The 24,304-nt window shown below is 50.1% G+C and carries 27 protein-coding genes; all 27 read left to right on the forward strand.

The annotated features are described in order from the left end of the window. Positions 1-464: GDP-mannose 4,6-dehydratase (locus HMPREF9473_RS11525; protein ID WP_006780284.1), on the forward strand; the 464-nt coding region annotated here is incomplete at its 5' end. Between the two features lie 207 nt (positions 465-671). Further along, positions 672-2,018, forward strand: a complete 1,347-nt coding sequence (locus tag HMPREF9473_RS11530; RefSeq protein ID WP_006780285.1) for a putative DNA modification/repair radical SAM protein — start codon at positions 672-674, stop codon at positions 2,016-2,018. Beyond that, the gene (locus HMPREF9473_RS11535) at positions 2,018-2,791 is read left to right on the forward strand and encodes a TIGR03915 family putative DNA repair protein (protein WP_006780286.1); all 774 of its coding nucleotides are present in this window, start codon (positions 2,018-2,020) and stop codon (positions 2,789-2,791) included. The genes HMPREF9473_RS11530 and HMPREF9473_RS11535 overlap by 1 nt, the downstream gene beginning before the upstream one ends. Positions 2,792-2,999: 208 nt before the next feature. After that, positions 3,000-4,547, forward strand: coding sequence for a YifB family Mg chelatase-like AAA ATPase (locus HMPREF9473_RS11540; protein WP_006780287.1), 1,548 nt, complete (start codon positions 3,000-3,002; stop codon positions 4,545-4,547). Further along, positions 4,544-5,650, forward strand: a complete 1,107-nt coding sequence (gene dprA / locus HMPREF9473_RS11545; protein ID WP_006780288.1) for a DNA-processing protein DprA — start codon at positions 4,544-4,546, stop codon at positions 5,648-5,650. The genes HMPREF9473_RS11540 and dprA overlap by 4 nt, the downstream gene beginning before the upstream one ends. Before the next feature lie 10 nt (positions 5,651-5,660). Beyond that, a complete protein-coding gene (gene topA, locus HMPREF9473_RS11550) occupies positions 5,661-7,739 on the forward strand; it encodes a type I DNA topoisomerase (RefSeq protein ID WP_006780289.1) in 2,079 nt (692 codons plus the stop codon). Positions 7,740-7,864: 125 nt separating this feature from the next. Next, a complete protein-coding gene (gene codY, locus HMPREF9473_RS11555; protein WP_006780290.1) occupies positions 7,865-8,647 on the forward strand; it encodes a GTP-sensing pleiotropic transcriptional regulator CodY in 783 nt (260 codons plus the stop codon). A gap of 252 nt (positions 8,648-8,899) precedes the next feature. Beyond that, entirely contained in the window at positions 8,900-9,634 is a 735-nt protein-coding gene (gene rpsB, locus HMPREF9473_RS11560; protein ID WP_006780291.1) for a 30S ribosomal protein S2, read from the forward strand. A gap of 98 nt (positions 9,635-9,732) precedes the next feature. Beyond that, positions 9,733-10,668: a translation elongation factor Ts gene (gene tsf, locus HMPREF9473_RS11565; protein ID WP_006780292.1), complete on the forward strand. Its 936-nt coding sequence runs from the start codon at positions 9,733-9,735 to the stop codon at positions 10,666-10,668. A 1,156-nt stretch (positions 10,669-11,824) separates the two neighbouring features. After that, positions 11,825-12,025 (forward strand): hypothetical protein, encoded by a 201-nt coding sequence (locus tag HMPREF9473_RS11575; protein WP_006780293.1) that lies wholly within the window; start codon positions 11,825-11,827, stop codon positions 12,023-12,025. A 61-nt stretch (positions 12,026-12,086) separates the two neighbouring features. Next, positions 12,087-12,419: a hypothetical protein gene (locus HMPREF9473_RS11580; protein WP_006780294.1), complete on the forward strand. Its 333-nt coding sequence runs from the start codon at positions 12,087-12,089 to the stop codon at positions 12,417-12,419. A 56-nt stretch (positions 12,420-12,475) separates the two neighbouring features. Further along, the gene (locus HMPREF9473_RS11585; protein WP_006780295.1) at positions 12,476-12,769 is read left to right on the forward strand and encodes a hypothetical protein; all 294 of its coding nucleotides are present in this window, start codon (positions 12,476-12,478) and stop codon (positions 12,767-12,769) included. Between the two features lie 60 nt (positions 12,770-12,829). After that, complete coding sequence (locus tag HMPREF9473_RS11590) at positions 12,830-13,039, forward strand: hypothetical protein (protein ID WP_006780296.1); 210 nt, start codon at positions 12,830-12,832, stop codon at positions 13,037-13,039. A gap of 70 nt (positions 13,040-13,109) precedes the next feature. Further along, positions 13,110-13,250: a hypothetical protein gene (locus HMPREF9473_RS27355; RefSeq protein ID WP_006780297.1), complete on the forward strand. Its 141-nt coding sequence runs from the start codon at positions 13,110-13,112 to the stop codon at positions 13,248-13,250. 526 nt (positions 13,251-13,776) lie between these two features. Next, positions 13,777-14,025, forward strand: coding sequence for a hypothetical protein (locus tag HMPREF9473_RS11600; RefSeq protein WP_006780299.1), 249 nt, complete (start codon positions 13,777-13,779; stop codon positions 14,023-14,025). A 229-nt stretch (positions 14,026-14,254) separates the two neighbouring features. Then, complete coding sequence (locus HMPREF9473_RS27715; RefSeq protein WP_006780300.1) at positions 14,255-14,425, forward strand: antitoxin VbhA family protein; 171 nt, start codon at positions 14,255-14,257, stop codon at positions 14,423-14,425. Between the two features lie 10 nt (positions 14,426-14,435). Next, positions 14,436-14,666: a hypothetical protein gene (locus HMPREF9473_RS28150; RefSeq protein ID WP_006780301.1), complete on the forward strand. Its 231-nt coding sequence runs from the start codon at positions 14,436-14,438 to the stop codon at positions 14,664-14,666. After that, positions 14,656-15,198 carry a Fic family protein gene (locus tag HMPREF9473_RS11610; RefSeq protein WP_006780302.1) on the forward strand — a complete coding sequence of 181 codons (543 nt, stop codon included), beginning with the start codon at positions 14,656-14,658 and terminating at the stop codon, positions 15,196-15,198. Before HMPREF9473_RS28150 ends, HMPREF9473_RS11610 begins: the two co-directional genes overlap by 11 nt. 97 nt (positions 15,199-15,295) lie before the next feature. Next, a complete protein-coding gene (locus tag HMPREF9473_RS11615) occupies positions 15,296-17,053 on the forward strand; it encodes an EAL domain-containing protein (protein ID WP_006780303.1) in 1,758 nt (585 codons plus the stop codon). Positions 17,054-17,195: 142 nt separating this feature from the next. Continuing rightward, the gene (locus HMPREF9473_RS11620; protein WP_006780304.1) at positions 17,196-18,230 is read left to right on the forward strand and encodes an XdhC family protein; all 1,035 of its coding nucleotides are present in this window, start codon (positions 17,196-17,198) and stop codon (positions 18,228-18,230) included. A 73-nt stretch (positions 18,231-18,303) separates the two neighbouring features. Then, positions 18,304-19,005: a UMP kinase gene (gene pyrH / locus HMPREF9473_RS11625; RefSeq protein ID WP_006780305.1), complete on the forward strand. Its 702-nt coding sequence runs from the start codon at positions 18,304-18,306 to the stop codon at positions 19,003-19,005. Between the two features lie 13 nt (positions 19,006-19,018). Then, complete coding sequence (gene frr, locus HMPREF9473_RS11630; RefSeq protein ID WP_006780306.1) at positions 19,019-19,573, forward strand: ribosome recycling factor; 555 nt, start codon at positions 19,019-19,021, stop codon at positions 19,571-19,573. 68 nt (positions 19,574-19,641) lie between these two features. Beyond that, positions 19,642-20,364 (forward strand): isoprenyl transferase, encoded by a 723-nt coding sequence (locus HMPREF9473_RS11635; protein WP_006780307.1) that lies wholly within the window; start codon positions 19,642-19,644, stop codon positions 20,362-20,364. An 18-nt stretch (positions 20,365-20,382) separates the two neighbouring features. Beyond that, complete coding sequence (locus HMPREF9473_RS11640) at positions 20,383-21,186, forward strand: phosphatidate cytidylyltransferase (protein WP_006780308.1); 804 nt, start codon at positions 20,383-20,385, stop codon at positions 21,184-21,186. Positions 21,187-21,229: 43 nt separating this feature from the next. Then, positions 21,230-22,378 (forward strand): 1-deoxy-D-xylulose-5-phosphate reductoisomerase, encoded by a 1,149-nt coding sequence (locus tag HMPREF9473_RS11645; protein ID WP_006780309.1) that lies wholly within the window; start codon positions 21,230-21,232, stop codon positions 22,376-22,378. A gap of 7 nt (positions 22,379-22,385) precedes the next feature. Further along, on the forward strand, positions 22,386-23,444 hold the full coding sequence (rseP, locus tag HMPREF9473_RS11650; RefSeq protein ID WP_006780310.1) for an RIP metalloprotease RseP: 1,059 nt from the start codon (positions 22,386-22,388) through the stop codon (positions 23,442-23,444). A gap of 90 nt (positions 23,445-23,534) precedes the next feature. Beyond that, on the forward strand, positions 23,535-24,304 hold a 770-nt coding region (gene ispG, locus HMPREF9473_RS11655), incomplete at its 3' end, for a flavodoxin-dependent (E)-4-hydroxy-3-methylbut-2-enyl-diphosphate synthase (RefSeq protein WP_006780311.1).

Genomic DNA, 24,304 nt, shown 5'->3' on the forward strand with positions numbered 1-24,304 from the left:
CAGGCAGAATCGGCGAGAACCCGAAAGGGATTCCCAACAACCTGCTTCCCTACATCACCCAGGTGGCGGTTGGCAAGCTGGTGTGCCTTGGCGTCTTTGGAAATGATTACGACACGCCGGACGGAACCTGCGTGAGAGACTACATCCATGTGGTAGACTTGGCTGACGGCCACGTGAAGGCCCTTGACAAGCTGAAGAACAGCTCCGGAGGGGTGTGGACGTATAATCTTGGCACCGGCGTCGGATACAGCGTCCTGGACGTAATTAACGCGTTTGAGGAGGCCAACGGTCTGAAGATTAACTATGTGTTCAAGGAGAGACGTGCCGGGGATGTGCCGTCCTGCTACTCTGACGCCACAAAGGCGAAGGAAGAGCTGGGCTGGGTGGCCAAGAGAGGCATCAAGGAAATGTGCCAGGATTCCTGGCGGTGGCAGAAGAACAATCCTGAGGGATATGTGGAATAACAATAGAAAAATCGGAGTGTATGACTGTGGCTCCAAATGCGGCCCGGCGGGAGAGAAACCGCCGGGTTTTCTTTTTCTAAAACAAAGAACAAATGTTCGAAAACGCCTTGCAATCCGGATGGAAGTATGATAGAATACAAACAGAACAAATGTTCTGCATGAATTTCATGCTTTTGACATAACGACGGACGTGGCGGAGGTGGCCTGATGTTAATCCAGGAAGACTTGAGTATCCAGCAGAAGCTGGAGATATTATCGGATGCGGCGAAATACGATGTGTCCTGCACATCCAGCGGCGTGGACCGGAAGGGAACGCCGGGGGCGCTGGGCAACGCGGTGAAGGCGGGGTTGTGCCACAGCTTTTCCGCGGATGGACGCTGCGTATCCCTGCTCAAGATACTGTTCACCAACCAGTGCATCTACGACTGCAAGTACTGTATCAACCGGGTGTCCAACGATGTGGTGCGGACGTCCTTCACACCGGAGGAGGTCTGTACCCTGACCATGGAGTTTTACCGGAGGAACTATATCGAGGGGCTGTTTTTGAGCTCCGGGATTCTCTACAATGCCAATTACACCATGGAGCTGATTTATCAGACGCTGAAGCTGTTGCGGCAGGTCCACCATTTTTACGGGTATATCCATGTGAAGGCCATTCCGGGGGCGGATGCGGTGCTGGTGGAGAAGGTGGGGCTTTTGGCGGACAGGATGAGCGTGAATCTGGAGCTTCCCACGGCGGAGGGGCTGAAGCGGCTGGCGCCGGGCAAGAGCCGGAGCAAGATTCTGACGCCTATGAGACAGATACAGACCAGGATAGCGGCGGACAAAAACGAACTGATACCCTACCAGAGAGGGAGCCGGTTTGTGCCGGCGGGGCAGAGCACCCAGATGATTGTGGGGGCCACGCCGGAGAACGATTTTCAGATGATCCATGTGGCGGAGGCGCTTTACAAGAATTATGATTTAAAGCGCGTGTTTTATTCCGCCTTTATCCGGGTGAACGATGACAGCAGTCTGCCGGCTCTGCCGGGCGGGCCGCCTTTACTGCGGGAGCACCGTCTCTATCAGGCGGACTGGCTCATGCGGTTTTACGGATTCCAGGCCGGAGAACTGCTAAGCGAGGAGAAGCCCAATTTCAATGTGCTGCTGGACCCCAAGTGCGACTGGGCCCTCCGGCATCTGGAGCAGTTTCCGGTGGAGGTGAACCGGGCGGACTACTATACCCTGCTTCGCGTACCGGGGATGGGGGTGAAGTCCGCCAAGCGGATTGTGGCCGCCAGGAAGAGCGCGGTGCTGGACTTCCCCGATTTGAAGAAGATCGGGGTGGTGTTAAAGCGGGCCATGTACTTTATCACCTGCAACGGCCGGATGATGCAGCCGGTGAAGATTGACCAGGATTACATCACCAGCCATCTGGTCGGGGAAGAGAAGCGGCACGTGTGGGATATCGAGAACCGGGACAGCTACCGGCAGTTATCCCTGTTTGATGATATGAAACTGACGGTGGCGCCCACGGTGCAGGATGTCCGCGCGGCGGCGATAGGAGATTTGTGATGGTGGTTTATCAGTGCAGCGACAGCTTTGACGGGATATTGTGCGGCGTCTACGACGCCTGGATGAGCCGGCTGGGACACGACAACGTGCGTCTGGCATTGGCGGACACGGGGAATCTGGAGATGTTTGTGGAGTACCGGACCGTGGAGGAGACGAAGGAGAAGTTAGATAAAGTGATTGGGGCCATCCGGCAAAAGATTGGGCTGGAGGTCTACCGCCAGATTTACCAGGTGTCCTTAAGCCGGGATGAGGAGAAGGCGGACAGAATCTACCGCTATCTCATCAGCGGGTTTCGCTATGGGGCCCGGGTGGTGGATATGCTTCAGCTTCCGGAAGTCTACGAGGTGTTCCAGATGTGCCGGTTTATTGGGAATGAGGCCCACCTGCTCATTGAGTTTGCCCGGTTTGCCGAGATGGAGGAGGGGATTTTGCTGTGCCGGGTGGGGCCGAAGAACGATGTGATAGTGTTGATGGCGCCCCATTTTGCGGACCGGCTCTCCTGCGAGAATTGGATTATCTATGATGAGAACCGGAAAAAGGCGGTGGTGCACCCGGCGAACGGCCAGTGGCTGCTGATGAATATGGATGATTTGAGCTGGAGAGAGCGGATGAGCAAGGGGACGGACGAGGCAGTGTATGCGGACCTGTGGAAGGCGTTCCACCGGGGAATCGCTATCAAAGAGCGGACCAACTATATCTGCCAGAGAACCCACCTGCCATTGCGTTACCGGCCCTATATGACAGAATTTGAGGAGGAGAAGCCGTCGGGCTGAGGCGGCTTTTCCGCCATCAGACAAAATTCGCCAAAGGATACTTGCTTTGCGAAAGAAAATCATGTATAGTATAACTATCTTTTATCTAGTGTAGTTTCCGGGAATCGACGTACAGTTCTGTACATGTTCTCAAACACTGAAATGTTAAGATGTCTCTATTTTTGTTACCCATTTTTATGTTTTACGAGAGAGAAAGGAGTGAAGTTATTTGTTCAGTAAAGTGTATAGTGCGGGGCTGAGCGGCATTGACGGCTACCTGGTCCAGGTGGAGGTGGATGTGAGCAGCGGACTGCCGGGATTTTCTATGGTGGGGGTGCTGGCGTCCGAGGTGAGGGAGGCCCAGGACCGGGTGCGGACGGCTCTTCGAAACTGCGAATACCAGCTTCCGTCCAGAAAGGTGACGGTGAATCTGTCCCCGGCAGGCATCCGAAAGGGAGGAACCGGATTTGATTTTCCCATTGCGGTGGGAGTGCTGGCAGCGTTTGGTATTGTGGAGACGAGAGGGCTTCAGGGGGCGGTTCTGGCAGGGGAGCTGGGACTGGACGGCAGTCTGAAGCCCATCCGGGGAATTCTGTCCATCGTGTCGGCGGCCAGGGATGCCGGGCTGAAGCGCTGCTTTCTGCCGGAGAGGAATGTGATGGAGGGCCGGGCGATTCCTGGTATGGAGATTGTGGGAGTGAAGGATATCCGGGAGATGGTCCGGCTGCTGGGTCATCCGGAGACAATCCGGGGAGAGGGGTATCCGCCGCCAAGTCTTTTGGAGGAGGAAGAGGAGTCCTATGGCATTGACTATGCGGACGTCAACGGCCAGCTGCTGCTTCGCCGGGCTACGGAGATCGCAGTGTCCGGGCGGCACAATATTCTCTACATAGGTCCGGCCGGGACAGGTAAGACCATGGTGGCCCAGCGTATTCCGACGATTATGCCGGCGCTGTCCATTGAGGAAAAACTGGAAATCTCCAAAGTATACAGCATCTGCGGCATGCTGCCGCAGTCGGCCTCCCTTATCAACCGAAGGCCCTTTCGAAGCCCCCATCATTCCATCAGTCCCTTTGCCTTGACCGGGGGCGGCAGCAATCCCAAGCCTGGGGAGATATCCCTGGCTTCCAGAGGTGTGCTGTTTCTGGACGAGTTTCCGGAATTTCAGAAGAGGGCCATCGAAATCCTGCGCCAGCCGCTGGAGGAGCATGTGGTCACCGTGTCCAGGGTGAAGGGAAGCTGCCAGTTTCCGGCGGATTTTATGCTGGCTGCCGCCATGAATCCGTGCAGCTGCGGCCATTACCCGGACAGAAACCGGTGCCACTGCACGGATGCACAGATTAAGCGCTATCTGGGGAAAATCTCCAAGCCCATTCTGGACCGAATTGATATCTGTGTGGAAGCCGCGCCCCTCCAATATGAGGAGCTGAAGGCGCCGGGCAGGAACGAGGATTCCAAAACCATAAGAGAGCGGGTGGAACGGGTGCGGAGGATTCAGGAGAAGCGGTTTGAGCAGGAGCCCATTTATTTCAACAGTGAGATGAGCGGGGCCGATATCCGGAAATACTGCCGGTTATCATCGGAGGATGAATCATTTTTCAAACGGTTGTACCAGACCATGGGACTCAGCGCCAGGGCTTACAGCAAGATACTGAAGGTGGCCCGGACCATCGCGGACATGGACGGAAGCGGCGACATCGCCCATGAGCATCTGTGTGAGGCCATCGGCTATCGGAGCCTGGAAGAAAAATATTGGAATACGGGAGGAAGTATATGATGGAACGTGAGTATACCGAGCAGGAATATTTATACTGGCTCTGCCAGATACCGTCCTTTGGCACCGTTAAAATTCACCGATTGTGGGAACACTATGGGAGTTTCCATGATATCTATTATATAGAAGGAAAAGAATTGGAAGAGAACAAGCTGGTGAGCGCCAGGGACGCCGGCTGTTTTGACAGCTGCAAAACAAAACTGGAATCCGCCGTGGAGGAGTACCGCGGTCTGGCCAGCCAGGGCATCCGGTTTGTCAGCGTGCTGGACGAGGAATATCCACGCCGGCTGACGTATATTTCCAACAATCCCATGGGACTCTATGTAAAGGGAAGTCTGCCTGACGAGGAGCGTCCCACCCTGGCCATCATCGGTGCCAGGGGATGCAGCAACTATGGCAGACAGGTGGCGGAGTATATGGGAGCGGCCCTTAGTAAGAATGGGATACAGATTGTCAGCGGACTGGCGGCTGGGATTGACGGGTATGGACACCGGGGAGCCATCCGGGAGGGCCAGCCTACCTACGGCGTGCTTGGGTGCGGCGTCAACATCTGCTATCCCAGGGAGAACTATCCCCTCTATGAGTCCATGATGACCTGTGGCGGCGTCCTGTCTGAGTGCAGGTTAAGCGAAGCTCCGGCTCCGAAGAATTTTCCCATGAGAAACCGCATCATCAGCGGTCTGTCCGACGCGGTGCTGGTGGTGGAGGCCAGAGAAAAGAGCGGTTCCCTGATAACGGTGGAGTATGCCTTAGAGCAGGGAAAGGAAGTATTTGCCATACCGGGGCCCATCACGGAAGGGCTCAGCAGGGGCTGCAACCGCCTGATAAAAGCCGGTGCGGGGCTGGTTTCCACCCCGGAGGATATTCTGGATTTTTTTGACGTCAGAAACAGAAAAATGTTAACAGTTCATGAAAAAAGTACGAAATCGCTTGCCAAGAACGAAAAAATGTTGTATAGTTGCTTGGATTTAAAACCCAAATTTATAGAAGAGATTGCAGCGATGAGTGGTTTATCCATCGGAGCGTGTGCAGCGATTCTGCTGGAGCTGGAACTGGAAGGATTTGTGGTCCAGCCGGCCAGCCACTATTATGCAAGAGTAATATAAAGGAGTCAGTATGGCAAAGTATTTAGTGATTGTGGAGTCACCGGCAAAGGTTAAAACGATTAAGAAATTTTTAGGGGCCAATTATGATGTGGATGCATCCAACGGGCATGTGAGAGATTTACCAAAGAGTCAGCTTGGCATCGATGTGGAGCATGATTATGAACCGAAGTATATCACCATAAGGGGGAAGGGCGATATTCTGGCGAAACTTCGAAAAGAAGTGAAGAAGGCGGATGTCATCTATCTAGCAACTGACCCTGACCGTGAGGGAGAGGCGATTTCCTGGCATCTGGTGAAGGCATTAAAGCTGGATGAAGCAAAAGATAAGAAGGTATACCGTATCAGTTTCAACGAGATTACCAAGAATGCGGTAAAGACCTCCCTGAAGGCGCCCCGTGAGATTGACATGGATTTGGTGGATGCCCAGCAGACCAGACGTATTCTGGACCGTATGGTGGGTTACACTATCAGCCCGTTACTTTGGGCCAAGGTAAAGAGAGGCTTAAGCGCCGGCCGTGTCCAGTCGGTGGCTCTGCGCATGATTTGCGACAGGGAAGACGAGATCAATGCGTTTATCCCGGAGGAGTACTGGAACCTGGAAGCGGATTTGCTTGCCCAGGGCAGCAAAAAGCCGCTGGCGGCCAAATTCTACGGCGATAAGAACGGCAAGATGACCATCCACAACAAGGAAGAGCTGGATGCCATTTTAAAGAAGCTGAAAAACAAAAAATATGTGGTTGAGGAAGTGAAGAATGGGGAGCGGGTGAAGAAGGCTCCGATTCCGTTCACCACCAGTACCCTCCAGCAGGAGGCGTCCAAGGTACTCAACTTCTCCACCCAGAAGACCATGCGTCTGGCGCAGCAGTTGTATGAAGGTGTGGAGGTGAAGGGACACGGCACCGTCGGTCTCATCACCTACCTGCGTACGGACTCCACCAGAATCGCCGAGGAGGCCGATGTTGCGGCGAGAGCCTATATCGGCGAGCAGTACGGCAGCCAGTATGTGGCACAGGAGGAGGCGGCCAAGAAGGCCAACGGCAAGATTCAGGATGCCCACGAGGCCATCCGCCCCACGGATATCACGCTGACGCCTGTGATGGTGAAGGAATCCCTCCAGAGAGATTTATTCCGTCTCTATCAGTTAATCTGGAAACGCTTTACGGCCAGCCGGATGCAGCCGGCAGTCTACGATACGGTTTCCGTGAAGGTATCGGCAGGGGAGTACAGCTTCACGCTGGCGGCTTCCAAGCTGTCCTTTGACGGCTTCATGTCGGTCTACGTGCAGGAAGAAGATAAAGAGGACAGCAATATGCTCCTTGGCAAGCTGGAGAAGGGGGCGGAGCTGAAGCTTTCCGAGCTGAAGCACAGCCAGCATTTTACCCAGCCGCCGGCACACTTTACGGAGGCATCTCTGGTAAAGGCCATGGAGGAACAGGGAATTGGACGGCCAAGTACCTACGCGCCCACCATTACCACCATCATTGCCAGACGGTATGTGGCAAAGGAGAACAAGAATCTGTATGTGACCGAGCTTGGGGAAGTGGTCAACCGGATTATGAAGGAGAATTTCCCCAGCATTGTGGATTTGCAGTTTACCGCTAATATGGAGTACCTGCTTGACCGGGTTGGAGACGGCTCCGCGGCCTGGAAGACGGTTGTGGCCAATTTCTATCCGGACCTGGAGAGCGCGGTGAAGAAGGCGGAGAAGGAGTTAGAGTCCGTGACCATCGCCGACGAGGTGTCGGAGGAGGTCTGTGAGCTCTGCGGGCGTAACATGGTGATCAAGTACGGCCCTCACGGCAAATTCCTGGCCTGCCCGGGATTCCCGGACTGTAAGAACACCAAGCCATACTTTGAAAAGATTGGCGTGCCCTGTCCGAAATGCGGCAAGGATGTTGTCATTAAGAAGACCAAGAAAGGCCGGAAATACTACGGCTGCGAGAGCAATCCCGAGTGCGATTTCATGTCCTGGCAGAAACCTTCCACGGAAAAATGCCCGGAATGTGGGGCCTACATGGTGGAAAAGGGCAACAAGCTGCTGTGCAGTGATGAGAAATGCGGATATAGTATGAATTTGAAGACAAAATAGTTAAATTCTTAAAAAATTTGAAAATTTTTAAGAACTATTGTTATTTGTATTAACATATGCTACAATTCTAGTATTACAAGTAGATTTGTGCTCTTTTTCGTGGGCAAGAAGGAGGTTTTCTTGAAATGAGCGTTCAATTACTGGATAAGACTAGAAAAATAGGCAAATTATTGCATAACAACAACTCCAATAAAGTGGTTTTCAATGACATCTGCCTTGTGCTGAGCGAGATACTGTCTTCCAACGTGCTGGTCATCAGCCGGAAGGGCAAGATTCTCGGAATCAGCAACTGTGCGGATGTTGAGGAGATTGAAGAACTCATTGTGGACCAGATTGGCGGCTTCGTGGATGCCATGTTAAATGAGCGGTTGTTAAGCATCCTTTCCACAAAGGAGAACGTAAACCTGGCGACTCTCGGGTTTGCGGAGGAGAATGTGAGAAAGTATCAGGCAATTATCACACCCATTGATATTGCCGGAGAGCGTCTGGGCACCCTGTTTATTTACAAAGAGGATTCCCAGTACGATATCGACGATATTATCTTAAGTGAGTACGGCACCACCGTGGTAGGTCTTGAGATGATGCGCTCCGTCAATGAGGAGAATGCGGAGGAGACGAGGAAGATTCAGATTGTGAAATCTGCCATCAGCACGTTATCCTTCTCGGAGCTGGAGGCTATCACCCACATTTTCGAGGAGCTGGACGGCAACGAGGGTATCCTTGTGGCCAGCAAGATTGCAGACCGGGTAGGCATCACCCGTTCCGTGATTGTCAATGCACTCCGCAAGTTCGAGAGTGCGGGAGTTATTGAATCCCGGTCCTCCGGTATGAAGGGGACGTACATCAAGGTGCTGAACGACGTGGTATTTGATGAGCTGAAGGCGATTAAGAACAACGCCGCAAAGTAGGAGATTTGTCTCAGACGGCGGGTATCCGCCAGATGGGGAATGAGAAGAGGCAGTACTTTTCGGGGGCTGTCTCTTTTTTGCGGGAAAACCTTATTTTTTACAAAAAATACCTTGCACGTGTAGGATTCTTATGGTATAGTGTTTAAGTTGACAAAAAACACGTCTGCCGATTTCATGGACGGTGCCTGAGTTCAGGTCTCCAGGAAAGCACGAGAAGCAGGCGGAAGTAAAAAACCAAATGGAGGTAGTAACATGAGCGTTATTTCAATGAAACAGCTTTTGGAAGCAGGTGTTCATTTCGGACATCAGACAAGAAGATGGAACCCTAAGATGGCTCCATACATCTACACAGAGAGAAACGGTATCTACATCATCGACTTACAGAAGTCTGTTGGCAAAGTAGACGAGGCTTACAACGCAATCTCTGATATCGCTGCTAACGGCGGCACCATCCTGTTCGTAGGAACCAAGAAACAGGCACAGGACGCTATCAAGGTAGAGGCAGAGCGCTGCGGTATGTTCTATGTAAATGAGAGATGGTTAGGCGGCATGCTGACCAACTTCAAGACCATCCAGAGCAGAATCAACCGGTTAAAAGAGATTGAGAGAATGTCCGAGGACGGAACTTTTGATGTTCTTCCGAAGAAGGAAGTGATCCAGTTGAAGAAAGAGTGGGAGAAGCTGGAGAAGAACCTTGGCGGTATCAAGGATATGAAGAGAATTCCGGATGCAATCTTCATCGTAGACCCGAAGAAGGAAAGAATCTGCGTACAGGAAGCTCATACCTTAGGTATCCCGTTAATCGGTATTGCTGATACAAACTGTGACCCAGAAGAATTAGATTATGTTATTCCAGGTAACGACGATGCAATCAGAGCCGTTAAATTAATCGTAGCTAAGATGGCAGATGCAGTTATCGAAGCAAACCAGGGCGAGGCAGTAGCTGACGTTTTCGAGACAGAAGCAGATGAGGCCGTAGAAGCTTAATTCTAAGTATAGAGTGCTTCGATTTGCAACATGCAGATTGAAGCACTTTTTATGTATGAAAGCAAAATACACAAATACAAATTATGGAGGGAACAAACATGGCAGCAGTAACAGCAGGAATGGTAAAAGAATTAAGAGAGATGACCGGCGCAGGCATGATGGACTGCAAGAAGGCTCTTGCGGCAACTGACGGTGATATGGATAAAGCAGTAGAGTTCTTGAGAGAGAAAGGTCTTGCAGGCGCAGCGAAGAAGGCTGGCCGTATCGCAGCAGAGGGTATCTGTGTGACAGCTCTTTCCGCAGACGAGAAGCAGGCAGTGGTTGTTGAGGTGAACGCGGAGACGGACTTCGTGGCAAAGAACGAGAAGTTCCAGACCTACGCAGCTGACGTAGCCGCACAGGCATTGGTTTCCAGCGCGGCAGATATGGATGCATTTATGGCAGAGCCATGGGCAAAAGACACCACTCTGACCGTAAAAGAGGCTCTGTCCTCCCAGATCTCCATCATCGGCGAGAACATGAACATCAGAAGATTCGAGAAAGTGGTAGAGAACAACGGCTTCGTATCCTCCTACATCCATGCAGGCGGCAAGATTGGCGTTCTGATTGACGTTGAGACAGACGTGATCAACGATGCGGTAAAAGAGATGGCAAAGAACGTGGCGATGCAGGCCGCAGCTCTGAAACCATTATACACCAGCAACTCTGAGGTTGACGCTGACTACATCGAGAAAGAGAAAGAGATTCTGACCGTAGCCGCCAAGAACGAGAAGCCGGATGCCAACGACAAGATTATCGAGGGCATGGTAATGGGCCGTATCAAGAAAGAATTAAAAGAAATCTGCCTGTTAGACCAGGTTTATGTAAAAGCAGAGGACGGCAAGCAGTCCGTAAGCCAGTACGTAGCCGAGGTAGCCAAAGCCAACAACGCCAAAATCACAATCAAGAAATTCGTTCGTTTCGAGACCGGCGAAGGACTGGAGAAGAAGGAAGAGGATTTCGCGGCAGAAGTTGCAAAGCAGATGGGACAGTAATAGCGGTGTCAACGTCCGAATTAAAATCGACCAAATGTCCGTAAAGTTGGACATAAAAAAGGTTAAAAAAAGGATAGTTTTTCATAAAAAGAGGTTCCAAGATACAATTCAAAGTATCTTGGGGCCTTTTTTGTTTTGTCGGAAAATCCGAAAAAATGAAAATGAGGCCCAAAGAGAGATAAAAAATGAAAAACCGTGTTTTATGGATTCCGTGTCCGTCTCTGCCCTGAAATCTCATCCAGAATTAGAGCGATGACATTCTGTAAGAGGAAAAAAGGAGCGGAAATGGAAACGGAAACAGCTGGATTAAGGAATAGGACATCATCATAGCAAGTTTTAGTGGTAACATCTTCGGAACAGAACATATGAATGACGAAGAAGAAATGAAAAAATGCAGTGTTTATCTTCAGGAATGCCTGTCAAAGGAAGAACTGGAGCAATTGAGGGGCGAATATAAGCATTCCCAACCAAATGTTCCCTGGTGGAAATACGTTTTCTCCAATGTCAATGTATCCTACCGGAAATAAGACCTTTGATTCTGTTTCTGTATCCATACCTGAATCAGGGGCGGAGAGAGTCTAAGAGGCTGAATCAGTATCCGTGTCTCAATTAGAAACAGAACCAGAATCAGGATGTAAGGCACATTGACAACTGAATAAAATAGAAGAGTAAGGAATCTCTCATACTAATAATAAAAAGGTGAGATTTATGCTTATTAGTATTTTATTTTGGATTTTATTTATTATGGTTTTCTTATTAACTTTTTTGTGGGCAGTAATGCTTGTAGGTGGCATATCAATTATGATTGATGTTCGTAAATACCGATATGAAAAATTCCCATATCGGCAACTATTTATTTTTTTATTACACTTGATAATATTTATATTTCTATGTTATATTGGTTTTAAATAATTATCAAGAAATGGATGTAGTGATGGATAAACCTATTGTTATTGTTCTGTCAGATAAACTAAGGAAATTGGATCAGTGTTAAAACAAAATATAGTTAGATAAAAACATCTTCTATTTTATTCAGTTATCAATGTCTGATAATGGAATGGGATAGGAGATTTTTTTTGCTCCAGTGAATGGAACTGTCTCTGAATCCGTATCTGGATCAGAACCGGAGACAGGCCATAGCGTACAGGAGGGCAGAATGGAATTAGACAAAAAAACTTACATTGGAATAGTAACCCACACACTGAAAAGCATGCTGGAACTATCCAAGGAAGAAAAAGAGTATAGTCTTGGCTTAGATTTAATCCATTACTACAAAACAGAAATAGAACCTAAAAACATCATAACAGAAGCTGAATTCAAGTCCCTGTGTGGTGATGTAGGGATAAATCTGGTCTAAGAACCCTGAACCAGAGCCTGGAACAGAGTCAGAATCAGTCTATGATAAGGAGGGGATACGAATGAACAAATGGAAATATAAGCTTGAATCCCAGGGCAGGAAGCTGCGAGAACTGCTGGATAAAGACGATACAATAACAACCATAGTGGAAATATATAACCAGATGGAAGTTTGTCTGAAATCATTGCTGAAGATGCTTGTTCCAAGAGATTTAGAAGAATGGAAGTATGATATCGAAAGCATGATAGAAGATATCCAGATGGCATGCCCGGATATAGAAGATCCAGAACTGAATTATAATGACGAAGAAGCTATATTAAACAGATACCTGAAGGATTTTTATGATTTATGTGACAGCATGAGAGTATGGATTGGCCTGGGAATACACCCATAAACAGAACTATTGTTGTACCTTAATCGAAATAATTGGAGCCTTGGAGGATATACCACATGGAAGCTGGGACATTTAAAGACCTGATTGTAGAGGCCTACAAAAAATCAAAGGAAGGCAATCTTGTCGGAATCTTGTATGGTGCCATATCAACGTGTGGATTTTCAGACATCACAGATATCGAAGAGTTTCTGGAAATAGGGAACCCTGATATGCTGCATCTTAAATCAAAACTGACTGATATGGAAGCAGATATATACAAGTGGGAACTGGAAAACTATAAAGTGAAAGCCAGTGAGAGGACAATCTACGTAAAGCTGAAAGACAAGCCAGAGCAGCCTTTTATGTATTAGAGGCTGATTCTGTATCCGTACCTAAGCCAGGCATAGGACAGAAACGGAGCCGGCGAGTGTATGAAGGGAAACATTATGGGTGAATATAAAGTAAAAAACAGCAAGGGTGAATACTTTGTCAGCTGGGTAGAGAAGACCCCTGTATTCAACCGTAATAGCATGTTTGGGGAAAGATTTTCGGAGACTGGAGCCTCGAATCTGATCAAACTTCTTTCAGAGGAAAATATCCGTGGATGTGAGTCTGTTCCCGTATCTGTATCTGAGATATAGCTGTCACTAAGCCGGCCTAAGATACCATGCGTACAGAAATCCTCTAAGGATGAGGAAAGGAGGGTGAGAAATGAAGGAATATGAGGTAACACTCACAATCAAAGTAGAAGAAGAGATAATGGATCAATACAATGGCATAGAAGACCTGATCTATACATTTGGTGAAGATGCCCCCTATAGCTTTGACATCAAAAAGGTAGAAGAGAAGTAGGTTACAAAGCAGGGCCGAAGGAATAGGCCCTGCACAGAAGCACATTGATAACTGAACAAAGTAGAAGAAGACTATCGTTGGTTTGTTTTAGAGATATCATATCCGTTTTTGAAGTTTATGTTCGTATAGAAGATGAAAAGGCGCGATAATCGTTACACCATAAACAGACATACGGAAATAAACCTGAATAAGATTAGGTATATCTCCATGGAACATTATTACACTTATTAGCACAGTAAGAATAGCTAAGCTATCAATTAGTATTAATATGCCAAGCCAAATCGTAGAGATTGTGTTGCTTGTTTCAAAGAAGTCCTGCAAATGTTTGATCATAAAAACCACCTTTTTATTTTAGTATGACAGGGTTTCAGGTGATTAGTAAATAAAACTCTTCTATTTTATTCAGCTATCAATGAACAGTTTAGTAATCGGATATGCTAGGAGAGGTTTTGTTTTACAGTGTCTCCGTTTCCGTATCTGAACAGAGACCAGGCAGAGCCAGAAACAGAAGGGAGGTTGATGCCATATGGAATGGGATAGCTTAAGTAGTGAAGCCAAAAGAATCCTTAGCTTGATTAAGGATCCTGTCACAGGCTACTATCATCTCGATGCAAATATCTTTGTTCATTTAGGAGCGATGTTTGAAAACGGTGAAGTAAAAGAAATGATTACCCCTGAAGTGTTTGATGAGATTGTTTCGTTTACCCGCGATGATGATAAGATCATGGCTCTTGGGAACTGTGATGGCGAACTACTGATTTCTATAAAAAAGTAATAATGGATTCCTGTTTAATCCCACACCTTTGTTTATGTCCGACTTTTAGGACTTTTTGTCACTTTTAATTTGGACAATGACAAGCGGATTTTGTCTATATGATAAATAAGGAGAACCCTTGCGGACGGTGGATGTACACGGTCTGCAAGGGCTTTTTATTTGGGCCTGTTTAGTGGATATTGTCTATAAAATATGATATAATATGAAAAAGCAGAAAGGATGATGCTCTATGTTAGTGAGTTCAGATAAAAAATGGGATTATGCTCTTGGTATGATTAAAGTTGATGGTTTGGAACCGTCTCCGGAGTTTAAAGAATTAATTGATAAGGAAAAACGTGGTGAGATGACCACGGAAGATATGCGCAGGGTGTTGGATAAGAAGTATAAAATGAAAGAGTAGGGAAAGTGCGATGAAAGACCCTTATTTATATCCACATACGGAACTATTAAAAAACCTTGCCAATATTCAGGATGGAAACATGCTTTCCTGTATGGAGGCGGAATATACCAGCTTACGACTTGCAGAACTTGTTATGAAAGAATCTGCAAGTTGTTTTGATTTTATGGCACTTTGTGAGGTGCACTTTTATATTTTTCAGGATATTTACGAGTGGGCAGGGAAAAAGCGGGTTGTCAATTGAGAAAGCAGAACCGGCCTTAGGGGGCATTTCCATCGAATACTCAGACTGGCAGGAGATTGAAAAAGATGCTGACGAGATTTTGGATGCCATGAATCAATATCCATGGGATACAGTATCGCTTGAAATGTGTGCGGAAACATTTACCGGTTTTCTAGCTGTCCTTTGGAAGGTGCATCCTTACAGAGAGGGGAATACAAGAACGGTAGTTACATTTTGCAGTCAATTTATTGAGAGCAAAGGGTTTTATATAGATAGTGATTTATTTAAGGATAACGCGCAGTATATGCGAACTGCCTTAGTTGCTGCCAGCGCTGTGTTCCATGATTTGGGGGATAGACGAAACATGGAGTATTTAAATAACATTGTCTTAGATGCCCTGGAGCATGGTCACAAAATGAAAAATAGAATCTCCGATGCCATAGAAAAAGCCGGGTTTAGGGCGACAGAAGAACGCATCCGTAAAATAGTTTACTGGAATCGCTTGGAACAGCGGGAACATGAGGTTGAGGAGATTCAATTATATTTATTATGAGTCGGACGTCTACGATTCTGGTTGATAAAATTCTGTTTTGAATCTATAATAGGTAACATAGGGTTTTGGAAAAAACTGGGAGCAGGAGAAAAACGCAGTGTTACGAAAGATAACAGAACAACGGTTGATTGAGATGGTTCAGGAAGCGGTGAAGCTGTACTTTGGCAGACGGGACTATGAGGCGCTTTTGGGGTATCTGTCGGAGGATATCAGCTGGATTGGAACGGGGAAAAACGAGATTTGCTATAATGTGGAGGAGGCCAGGCGGTTCTTCGAGGAGGAGCAGCGGGCCTACAAGGGGACCTTTGAGGTGATGGATGAATGGTATCATGTGTCCTGTCTGACGGAAGAGATGGGGATTGTCATGGTATCCTTGAGTGTCTGCATGGCGGAAGACGAACAAAAAATCATAAAAATACCTTTGCGGTTCAGCGCTGTCTGGAGACCGGAGGAGGATGGGTGGAAGATTGTTCATATTCATAACTCCGTGCCGGACCAGTCGTTAGACAACCAGAATTACTTTAATCCCAAGGCCGTGTATAACGGTTATCAGCTGGCGGTGGAGCAGCTGACCCGCGCCGCCGATATGGAGCAGATGACGGGGATTTACAACATGGAAGGATTTTTGAAGGCGTCGGAGCAGAGTATCCGGAGGGAGCCGGAGAGGAGATTTGCCATTGTAAAATTCGGCGTCCGGAATTTCCGGTATATCAATCGTACCTATGGCTATGCCATGGGAGACCAGGTGCTGAAAAGCATTGCAAAGAATTTAAATCTCAGCTGCGAGGAGCACGAGGTGTGCGGGCGGATTGAAAAGGACAATTTTGGGGTGCTCTACTATTTCAGAGGAAAGGCGGAACTGGAAAAACGGCTGGGAGAACTCCAGGAGAGACTGGTGGACCGGGAGATTTTGGACGAGCTGGGGACAGAGATTCATTTCCAGGCAGGCGTCTATATCCCGGAGGATAGCAAAAGAGAGAAGACCATTGACATGCTGGACAAGGCGCTGATAGCCCAGCGAAGCCGCAACCGGGTGGCGGGAAGTCATTTGACCTATTTTGAAAACTGGATGATGGACCACAAGGATGCGGAGAACCGGATGCTGGAATGCGCGTCGACGGCTATCGAAAATGATGCCTTTGAGCTGTACATCCAGCCCCAGTTTGACATTCCCATCAGACAGGTGGTGGCCGGGGAGGCATTATCCAGGTGGAATATGAATGGAGACACTCCCGTGTCACCGGGAGAATATATTCCGCTGTTTGAGGAGCATGGGCTGATTATCCGGTTTGATTTCTATATGCTGGACAAGCTCTGCAAGGAGATGCGCAGATGGCTTGACGAGGGATGGAAGCTCTTCCCCATCTCCATTAACCAGTCCAGGCTTCATACCCGTGAGGAGGGATATCTGGACAGATTCTGCAGGATTGTGGACAGCTACGGGATTCCCCACCGGTATCTGGCCTTTGAACTGACGGAGTCGGCTTTTGTGGACCAGGGAGAGAAGATGCAGGCCCTGGCGGATGAACTCCATGAGAGGGGCTTTTTGCTGGCCATCGATGATTTCGGGACGGGGTATGCGTCTCTCGACTTTTTGAGTTCGGTGGCGGCGGATATCCTGAAGATTGACAAGATTTTATTGCAGGACTTTGACTGCAATCCACGGCTTCGGGTAATTCTGGAGAAGGTCGTGGAGCTGGCCCACCAGATGGATATGGTGGTGGTCTGCGAGGGTGTGGAGACGGAGACCCAGCTGGAGTATCTGAAAAAGCTGGGATGCGATATCGGACAGGGCTTTCTGATTGGGCGTCCGATAAAAGCGGAAGAGTTTCAGCAGCTTCTGCCAAGAACATAAAAATCAGACGGCGGTACCGGCAAACGGATAACAGATTTCGTTTGCCGGTTTTGTTTTTATTGGAAATGCCGGAGAAGGGAAGACTTTTCTTGGATTTTATAGTATGATACTGGATAAGAACAAGTGACAGGAGAGAATGGCGATGAAACAGATATTGGAGAAGGTATTGGATTTGCTGGAGCGGGGAGACAGTGTGGAGCTGGTGACCATTGTGGCAGGATACGGCTCAACCCCAAGAGGAGCCGGGGCGAGAATGGTGGTGACGGCGGACGGGGAGACCTTCGGGACCATCGGAGGCGGAGCGGTAGAGTATCAGTCGGGACTGCTGGCGGCAGAACTTTTGCAGGAGAAGACCTCCTGCATCCGGGAGTACCAGCTGACCAAGGAGCAGGTGGCAGGGCTCGGCATGATATGCGGCGGCCATGTGGTGGTCTATTTCCAGTATGTGGACGCGGGGCGCGAGGATTTCCGGGCGTTGTGCGGCGAGGCGGTGGCGGCCTTTGGGCGTGACGAGAACAGCTGGCTGGTGACGGACATGACGGACGAGAACGGCTGGAGCATGAAGCTGTACCGGGAGAGCCAGATGGCCGCCACTGCGGCACCGGACGGAATGGATGGCATTGATGGCATGGAGAACCTGTTTGAAAGTAAGCCCAAGCTAACCAAAACGGAGACCCGCACCTTCTACTGTGAGCCGCTGGTGCAGGCCGGAACCGTCTATATCTTTGGCGGCGGCCATGTATCCCAGGAACTGGTCCCGGTATTGTCCCATCTGGGATTTCCCTGCGTGGTCTATGACGACAGGGAGGAATTTGCCAATCCGGAGACATTTCCAACGGCAAAAAGAACCATTCTCTCAGACTTTGAGGACATAGCGGGAAAGATTGCCATCACGGAGCATGACTATCTGGTGATCATGACCAGGGGGCACCAGTACGATTATCTGATTCAGCGGCAGGCATTGAAAACCCCGGCCCGCTACATTGGCGTGATGGGAAGCCGGAACAAGATTCGCACCATCAATGAAAAGCTGCGGGAGGAAGGATTTGACGACAGCGATTTGAGCCGGTTCCACACCCCCATCGGCCTGCCCATCCTGGCCCAGACGCCGGCGGAGATTGCCATCAGCATCGCCGGGGAACTGGTTTACGTCCGGGCGGGGGGAGAAGACGCTTAAGAATAAATCCCTCTTTGCAAGTTTTGGAATCTATGATATAATCAGTAAGAACTAAACTGACGGGAGAGACTTTATGAAGACGAATCGCGTACTATTAAAATTGAGCGGGGAAGCCCTTGCGGGACCCAAGAAGATGGGCTTTGACGAGGACACCGTGAAGGAAGTAGCCAGACAGGTGAAACTTTCCATAGATGCCGGCGTCCAGGTGGGGATTGTCATCGGTGGCGGCAATTTCTGGAGAGGACGGACAAGCAACGCCATTGACAGGACCAAGGCGGACCAGATTGGCATGCTGGCTACGGTGATGAACTGTATCTATGTCTCCGAGATTTTCCGTAATGCGGGGATGGAGACGGAGATCTTTACCCCATTTGCCTGCGGCGCCATGACGGCGCTGTTTTCCAAGGACAAGGCGAATAAGGGGTTTGAGGAGGGCAGAGTGGTGTTCTTCGCGGGAGGAACGGGACATCCCTATTTCTCCACCGACACGGGGATTGCGCTCCGGGCCATCGAGATGGATGCCGACTGCATTTTACTGGCTAAATCCATCGACGGGGTATACGACAGCGACCCGAAGATCAACCCGGATGCCAAGAGGTACAACACCATCACCATCCAGGAAGTGATTGACAGACAGCTGGCGGTTGTGGATTTGACGGCTTCCATCATGTGCATGGAGCACCGGATGCCTATGGCTGTGTTTGATTTGAACGAGAAAGACGGCATTGCCAACGCGATGCAGGGGAAAATAAATGGTACAATGGTTACCGTATAATTAGGAGGATATGATGCTGGAACAGTTAAAGATTTACGAAGAGAAGATGAACAAGTCCCTGGACGCATTACAGAGTGAGTATGTTTCCATCAGAGCCGGACGTGCCAACCCGCATGTGCTGGACAAAATCAAGGTTGATTATTACGGAACGCCAACCCCGCTTCAGCAGGTGGGCAACGTGACAGTGCCTGAGGCCAGAATGATTCAGATTCAGCCGTGGGAGAAGAGCCTGTTAAGAGAGATTGAGAAAGCGATTCAGATGTCCGATCTGGGGATTAACCCGACCAACGATGGCAATGTCATCCGCCTGGTATTCCCGGAGCTGACCGAGGAACGCAGAAAAGAACTGGCCAAGGATGTGAAGAAGAAAGGCGAGGCGGCTAAGGTTGCCATGCGCAACATCCGAAGAGACGCCAATGACGCCATCAAGAAGCTGGAGAAATCCGGCGAGATTTCCGAGGACGAGCGGGATGACGCTGAGGAGCAGATTCAGAAGCTGACCGACAAGATGGTGGAGAAGGTTGACAAGGCCGTTGAGGACAAGACGAAAGAGATTATGACTGTTTAAAGAAATAAGAAAGGGGGAGGGCGCTTAATGAAACCCGCCCCCTTTGCTGGTTTGCAGGAGGAGTAAACATGACAGATGCAGGGGAGAAACTGGTCATTCCGGAGCACGTGGCGGTGATTATGGATGGCAACGGCCGCTGGGCCAAGAAACGGGGCGTTCCCAGAGCCATGGGCCACAAGGCCGGCTGTGAGACGCTGGAGAAGATGGTCCGTGTGGCGTCGGATATGGGTATCCAATACTTCACGGTCTACGGATTTTCCACGGAGAACTGGAAGCGTTCGGCGGAGGAAGTGGGGGCACTGATGCAGCTGATGCGGTATTATCTGGTGCGTTTGTTAAAGATTGCCTCCCAAAACAATGTAAAAGTGGAGATGCTGGGCGAAAAGAGCCGGTTTGACAAGGACATTATCAAGGGGATTGACAACCTGGTGGAGGGGACGAAGGACAACACAGGGATGCGGTTCATCATCGCCATCAACTACGGCGGCCGGGACGAGATTGTGCGGGCGGCCAGAAAGCTGGTGGAGGAGTACCGTGACAATGGACGGGATGTCAGCGAGATTGACGAGGCCGTGTTTAACAGCCATCTGGACACCCACGGCCTGCCGGACCCGGATCTGCTGATACGGACCAGCGGGGAGATGCGGCTGTCCAACTATCTGCTGTGGCAACTGGCCTACACGGAACTCTATGTGACCGACTGTCTGTGGCCGGATTTCAATAAAGAGGAATTAGAAAAAGCTGTCGTTGCGTACAATGGTAGAGAGCGCAGATTTGGTGGCAGAAAGTAATCGAAAAGGGGGGACTTTATGTTTACGACCCGGTTGATAAGTGGAATTATTCTGGTGCTGATTGCCATTCTGGTGGTGAGTACCGGTGGAAGCCTGCTGTTTGCGGTGACTGGTGCAATTTCTCTCATAGGATTATTTGAGCTGTATCGGGTGATGAAGATAGAGAAGAATCCTCTTGGCCTGATTGGCTATCTGGCCGCCATTTCCTACTACGGGCTCCTGTGGTTTGACGGGGAGCAGTACGTGACACTGATGGCCATCGCGGCGCTGATGCTGCTGATGACCATGTATGTGTTTACGTTTCCAAAGTACAAGACGGAAGAGATAACGGTGGCGTTTTTCGGGATATTCTATGTGGCTGTTATGCTTTCCTACCTGTATCAGGTGAGGGAAATGCCGGACGGAGGGCTTCTGGTGTGGCTGATCTTCATAAGCTCCTGGGGCTGTGATACCTGCGCCTACTGTGCGGGGATGCTGTTCGGGAAGCACAAGCTGACGCCAGTGCTGAGTCCGAAGAAGACCATTGAGGGCGCTGTGGGCGGCGTGGCGGGAGCGGCGCTGCTGGGCTATCTCTACGCCCTGCTGATTGGACATAAGATGATGGTGGTGGGAAACCCAAGGCTGGCCTGCGCCATGGCCTGCGCCATCGCGGCGGTGATATCCCAGGTGGGAGATCTGGCGGCCTCGGCCATCAAGAGAAACCATGAGGTGAAGGATTACGGTCATCTGATTCCGGGCCACGGCGGGATTCTGGACCGGTTTGACAGTATGATATTTACGGCGCCGGCCATCTATTTTGCGGTGACATTTCTGGCAAGATGATGAGGCGGGATAATGGAATGATAAGAGAGATAGGAGTTCACGCATGAAGAAGATTGCTGTTCTCGGCTCTACGGGCTCTATCGGCACGCAGACGCTGGAAGTCGTGAGAAACAATGGAGATATCAGGGTGACCGCGCTGGCCGCCGGCAGAAATATAGAAAAGCTGGAGGAGCAGGTGCGGGAATTTAAACCAAAGCTGGTCTGTGTGTGGGAGGAAGCAAAGGCGAAGGAGCTGGCCCTGGCAGTCCGGGATATGGATGTGCGGGTGGTCAGCGGGATGGACGGCTTAATCGAGGCGGCCACAGAAGCGGAAGCGGAGATTGTGGTGACGGCCATCGTCGGCATGATCGGTATCCGGCCCACCATCGCGGCCATGGAGGCGGGCAAGGATATCGCTCTGGCCAACAAGGAGACTCTGGTGACGGCAGGTCATATCATCATGCCGCTGGCGAAGGAGAAGAACGTGCGGATTCTGCCGGTTGACAGCGAACACAGCGCCATTTTCCAGTGCCTGAACGGGGAGAATCACCGGCAGATTGCCAAGATTCTTCTGACGGCCTCCGGCGGACCCTTCCGGGGAAGAACCAGGGAGGAAATGCGGGAGGTACGGCTGGAGGACGCCCTAAAGCACCCCAACTGGGCTATGGGCAGGAAGATTACTATCGACTCCTCCACCATGGTCAACAAGGGGCTGGAGGTGATGGAGGCCCGGTGGCTGTTTGACGTCACCATGGACCAGGTGCAGGTGGTGGTTCAGCCTAAGAGTGTGATTCACTCCATGGTGGAGTTCTTGGACGGCGCCGTCATGGCCCAGCTTGGAACTCCCGATATGAAGCTGCCTATCCAGTATGCCCTGTATTACCCGGAGAGACGGGATTTGCCGGGAGAGCGGCTGGATTTCTGGAAGATTGGGCAGATTACTTTTGAGAAGCCTGATTTTGAGAATTTTAAGGGGATTTCCCTGGCTTACGAGGCGGGGAGAATTGGCGGCTCCATGCCGACGGTGTTTAATGCTGCCAATGAGTATGCAGTCAGCCTGTTTTTAGACAGAAAGATTGGTTATCTGACGATTACGGACATGATTGAGGAGGCGATGCGGATGCATCAGGTCATCGCGAATCCTACCGTGGAGCAGATTCTTGAGACAGAGGCCCGGACCTATGAAGTTTTAGCAGAATTAGAAAGCAGGTAAACATTTCATGAGCATCATTGTAGCAGTACTGGTCTTCGGACTGATTATATTAATCCACGAGTTCGGCCACTTTATCGTGGCGAAGAAATGTGGAATCGGCGTGATTGAGTTCTCCATCGGAATGGGACCGCGCCTGTGCAGTTTTACAAAAGGGGAAACCCGGTATTCCATCAAGTGCCTGCCCTTTGGCGGTTCCTGCATGATGATGGGGGAGGATGAAAATGATTCCGACCCGCGGGCATTTAACAACAAACCGGTGTGGTCGCGGATCGCCGTGATTGCGGCAGGCCCGGTATTTAATTTTATTCTGGCCTTTCTGCTGGCCCTTGTGATTGTCAGCTATGTGGGTTACGATGCGCCGGTATTGTCCGGTGTGATGGAAGGTTTTCCGGCCGAGGAGCAGGGCTTGCAGGCGGGAGACGTTCTGACAAAAGTGAATGGGAGAAAAATCACAGTTTATCGGGATTTGCAGATGTATCTGATGATGAATCCTGGCAAGGAACTGGATATCGAATATAAGAGACCCAAAGAGGATGGCTCCGCTCCGGAGCGGTATACGGCTCATCTTGTGCCGAAATTCTCAGAAGAATATCAGGCCAATATGATAGGGATTGAGACCAGCGCCTACCGTCAACAGACATCTTCCTTTTTGGAGACATTGAAATACAGTGCCTACGAGGTGGAGTACTGCATCCGCACGACCATTGACAGTGTAGGGATGCTGATTCGCGGCAGGGTAAGCCGGAATGACATTGCAGGACCGGTCCGAATGGTCAGCATGATTGACGATACGGTGGAGGAGACGATAAGCTACGGTGTGACGGTCACACTGCTGACGCTGGTTAATCTCTGCCTGCTTCTTAGCGCCAACTTAGGCGTCATGAACCTGCTTCCGATTCCGGCGCTGGACGGCGGCCGGCTGGTATTTCTGGTGATTGAGCTGTTGCGGGGAAAGCCCATCGACAAGGAGAAAGAAGGCATGGTCCACATGGCGGGCATGGTGTTCCTCATGGGACTGATGATCTTTGTGTTGTTTAATGATATCAGCACCCTGTTCTTCAGTTAGAGCGGAGTTTTAAGTGAGACAGAGACAAAACGAAACAGAGTTAGAAAGAGAGAATTGTCTGCGGCATTGCCGGAGACAATGGAGGAAACAATGAGCAGAGAACAGACAAAAGTCATTCGGATTGGCGACCGGGTCATCGGTGGGGGGAATCCCATTCTGATCCAGTCCATGTGCAATACGAAGACGGAAGATATTGAAGGAACCGTGGCCCAGATTCTGGAGCTGGAACAGGCGGGCTGCGACATCATTCGTGTGGCGGTTCCCACCATGGAGGCGGCAGAGGCGCTGACCGAGATTAAGAGACAGATTCATATTCCGCTGGTGGCGGACATTCACTTTGATTACCGTCTGGCCCTGGCGGCCATGGAGCACGGGGCGGACAAAATCCGGATTAACCCGGGAAATATCGGCGCCGTGGACAGAGTCCGGGCCGTGGTGGAGATGGCGAAGGAGCGGGAGATTCCCATCCGTGTGGGCGTCAACAGCGGCTCCCTGGAGAAACCGCTGCTGGAGAAATACGGCGGCGTGACGGCGGAGGGGCTGGTGGAGAGCGCCCTTCAAAAGGTGGCGCTGATTGAGCAGATGGGATATGAGAACCTGGTCATCAGTATCAAATCCTCGGATGTGATGATGTGCGTGAAGGCCCATGAACTGATTGACAGACAGACGAATTATCCCCTTCATGTGGGAATCACCGAGGCGGGAACGCTGACGGCGGGAAATATCAAGTCGTCCATCGGACTCGGCATTATCCTGAATCAGGGGATAGGCGACACCATCCGGGTATCCCTGACGGGAGCGCCGGTGGAGGAGATTAAATCGGCGAAGCTGATACTGAAAACACTGGGACTGCGCAAGGG

Origin of the sequence: Hungatella hathewayi WAL-18680 (genome assembly GCF_000235505.1) — a bacterium.
Lineage (GTDB): Bacteria > Bacillota > Clostridia > Lachnospirales > Lachnospiraceae > Hungatella_A > Hungatella_A hathewayi_A.

Excerpts from the sequence above, each read along its gene's own strand:
- HMPREF9473_RS11530 (WP_006780285.1), top strand. The coding sequence starts at position 672 with ATGTTAATCCAGGAAGACTTGAGTATCCAGCAGAAGCTGGAGATATTA.
- HMPREF9473_RS11535 (WP_006780286.1), top strand. The coding sequence starts at position 2,018 with ATGGTGGTTTATCAGTGCAGCGACAGCTTTGACGGGATATTGTGCGGC.
- dprA (WP_006780288.1), top strand. The coding sequence starts at position 4,544 with ATGATGGAACGTGAGTATACCGAGCAGGAATATTTATACTGGCTCTGC.
- topA (WP_006780289.1), top strand. The coding sequence starts at position 5,661 with ATGGCAAAGTATTTAGTGATTGTGGAGTCACCGGCAAAGGTTAAAACG.
- codY (WP_006780290.1), top strand. The coding sequence starts at position 7,865 with ATGAGCGTTCAATTACTGGATAAGACTAGAAAAATAGGCAAATTATTG.
- rpsB (WP_006780291.1), top strand. The coding sequence starts at position 8,900 with ATGAGCGTTATTTCAATGAAACAGCTTTTGGAAGCAGGTGTTCATTTC.
- tsf (WP_006780292.1), top strand. The coding sequence starts at position 9,733 with ATGGCAGCAGTAACAGCAGGAATGGTAAAAGAATTAAGAGAGATGACC.
- HMPREF9473_RS11575 (WP_006780293.1), top strand. The coding sequence starts at position 11,825 with ATGGAATTAGACAAAAAAACTTACATTGGAATAGTAACCCACACACTG.
- HMPREF9473_RS11580 (WP_006780294.1), top strand. The coding sequence starts at position 12,087 with ATGAACAAATGGAAATATAAGCTTGAATCCCAGGGCAGGAAGCTGCGA.
- HMPREF9473_RS11585 (WP_006780295.1), top strand. The coding sequence starts at position 12,476 with ATGGAAGCTGGGACATTTAAAGACCTGATTGTAGAGGCCTACAAAAAA.
- HMPREF9473_RS11590 (WP_006780296.1), top strand. The coding sequence starts at position 12,830 with ATGAAGGGAAACATTATGGGTGAATATAAAGTAAAAAACAGCAAGGGT.
- HMPREF9473_RS27355 (WP_006780297.1), top strand. The coding sequence starts at position 13,110 with ATGAAGGAATATGAGGTAACACTCACAATCAAAGTAGAAGAAGAGATA.
- HMPREF9473_RS11600 (WP_006780299.1), top strand. The coding sequence starts at position 13,777 with ATGGAATGGGATAGCTTAAGTAGTGAAGCCAAAAGAATCCTTAGCTTG.
- HMPREF9473_RS27715 (WP_006780300.1), top strand. The coding sequence starts at position 14,255 with ATGTTAGTGAGTTCAGATAAAAAATGGGATTATGCTCTTGGTATGATT.
- HMPREF9473_RS28150 (WP_006780301.1), top strand. The coding sequence starts at position 14,436 with ATGAAAGACCCTTATTTATATCCACATACGGAACTATTAAAAAACCTT.
- HMPREF9473_RS11620 (WP_006780304.1), top strand. The coding sequence starts at position 17,196 with ATGAAACAGATATTGGAGAAGGTATTGGATTTGCTGGAGCGGGGAGAC.
- pyrH (WP_006780305.1), top strand. The coding sequence starts at position 18,304 with ATGAAGACGAATCGCGTACTATTAAAATTGAGCGGGGAAGCCCTTGCG.
- frr (WP_006780306.1), top strand. The coding sequence starts at position 19,019 with ATGCTGGAACAGTTAAAGATTTACGAAGAGAAGATGAACAAGTCCCTG.
- HMPREF9473_RS11635 (WP_006780307.1), top strand. The coding sequence starts at position 19,642 with ATGACAGATGCAGGGGAGAAACTGGTCATTCCGGAGCACGTGGCGGTG.
- HMPREF9473_RS11640 (WP_006780308.1), top strand. The coding sequence starts at position 20,383 with ATGTTTACGACCCGGTTGATAAGTGGAATTATTCTGGTGCTGATTGCC.
- HMPREF9473_RS11645 (WP_006780309.1), top strand. The coding sequence starts at position 21,230 with ATGAAGAAGATTGCTGTTCTCGGCTCTACGGGCTCTATCGGCACGCAG.
- rseP (WP_006780310.1), top strand. The coding sequence starts at position 22,386 with ATGAGCATCATTGTAGCAGTACTGGTCTTCGGACTGATTATATTAATC.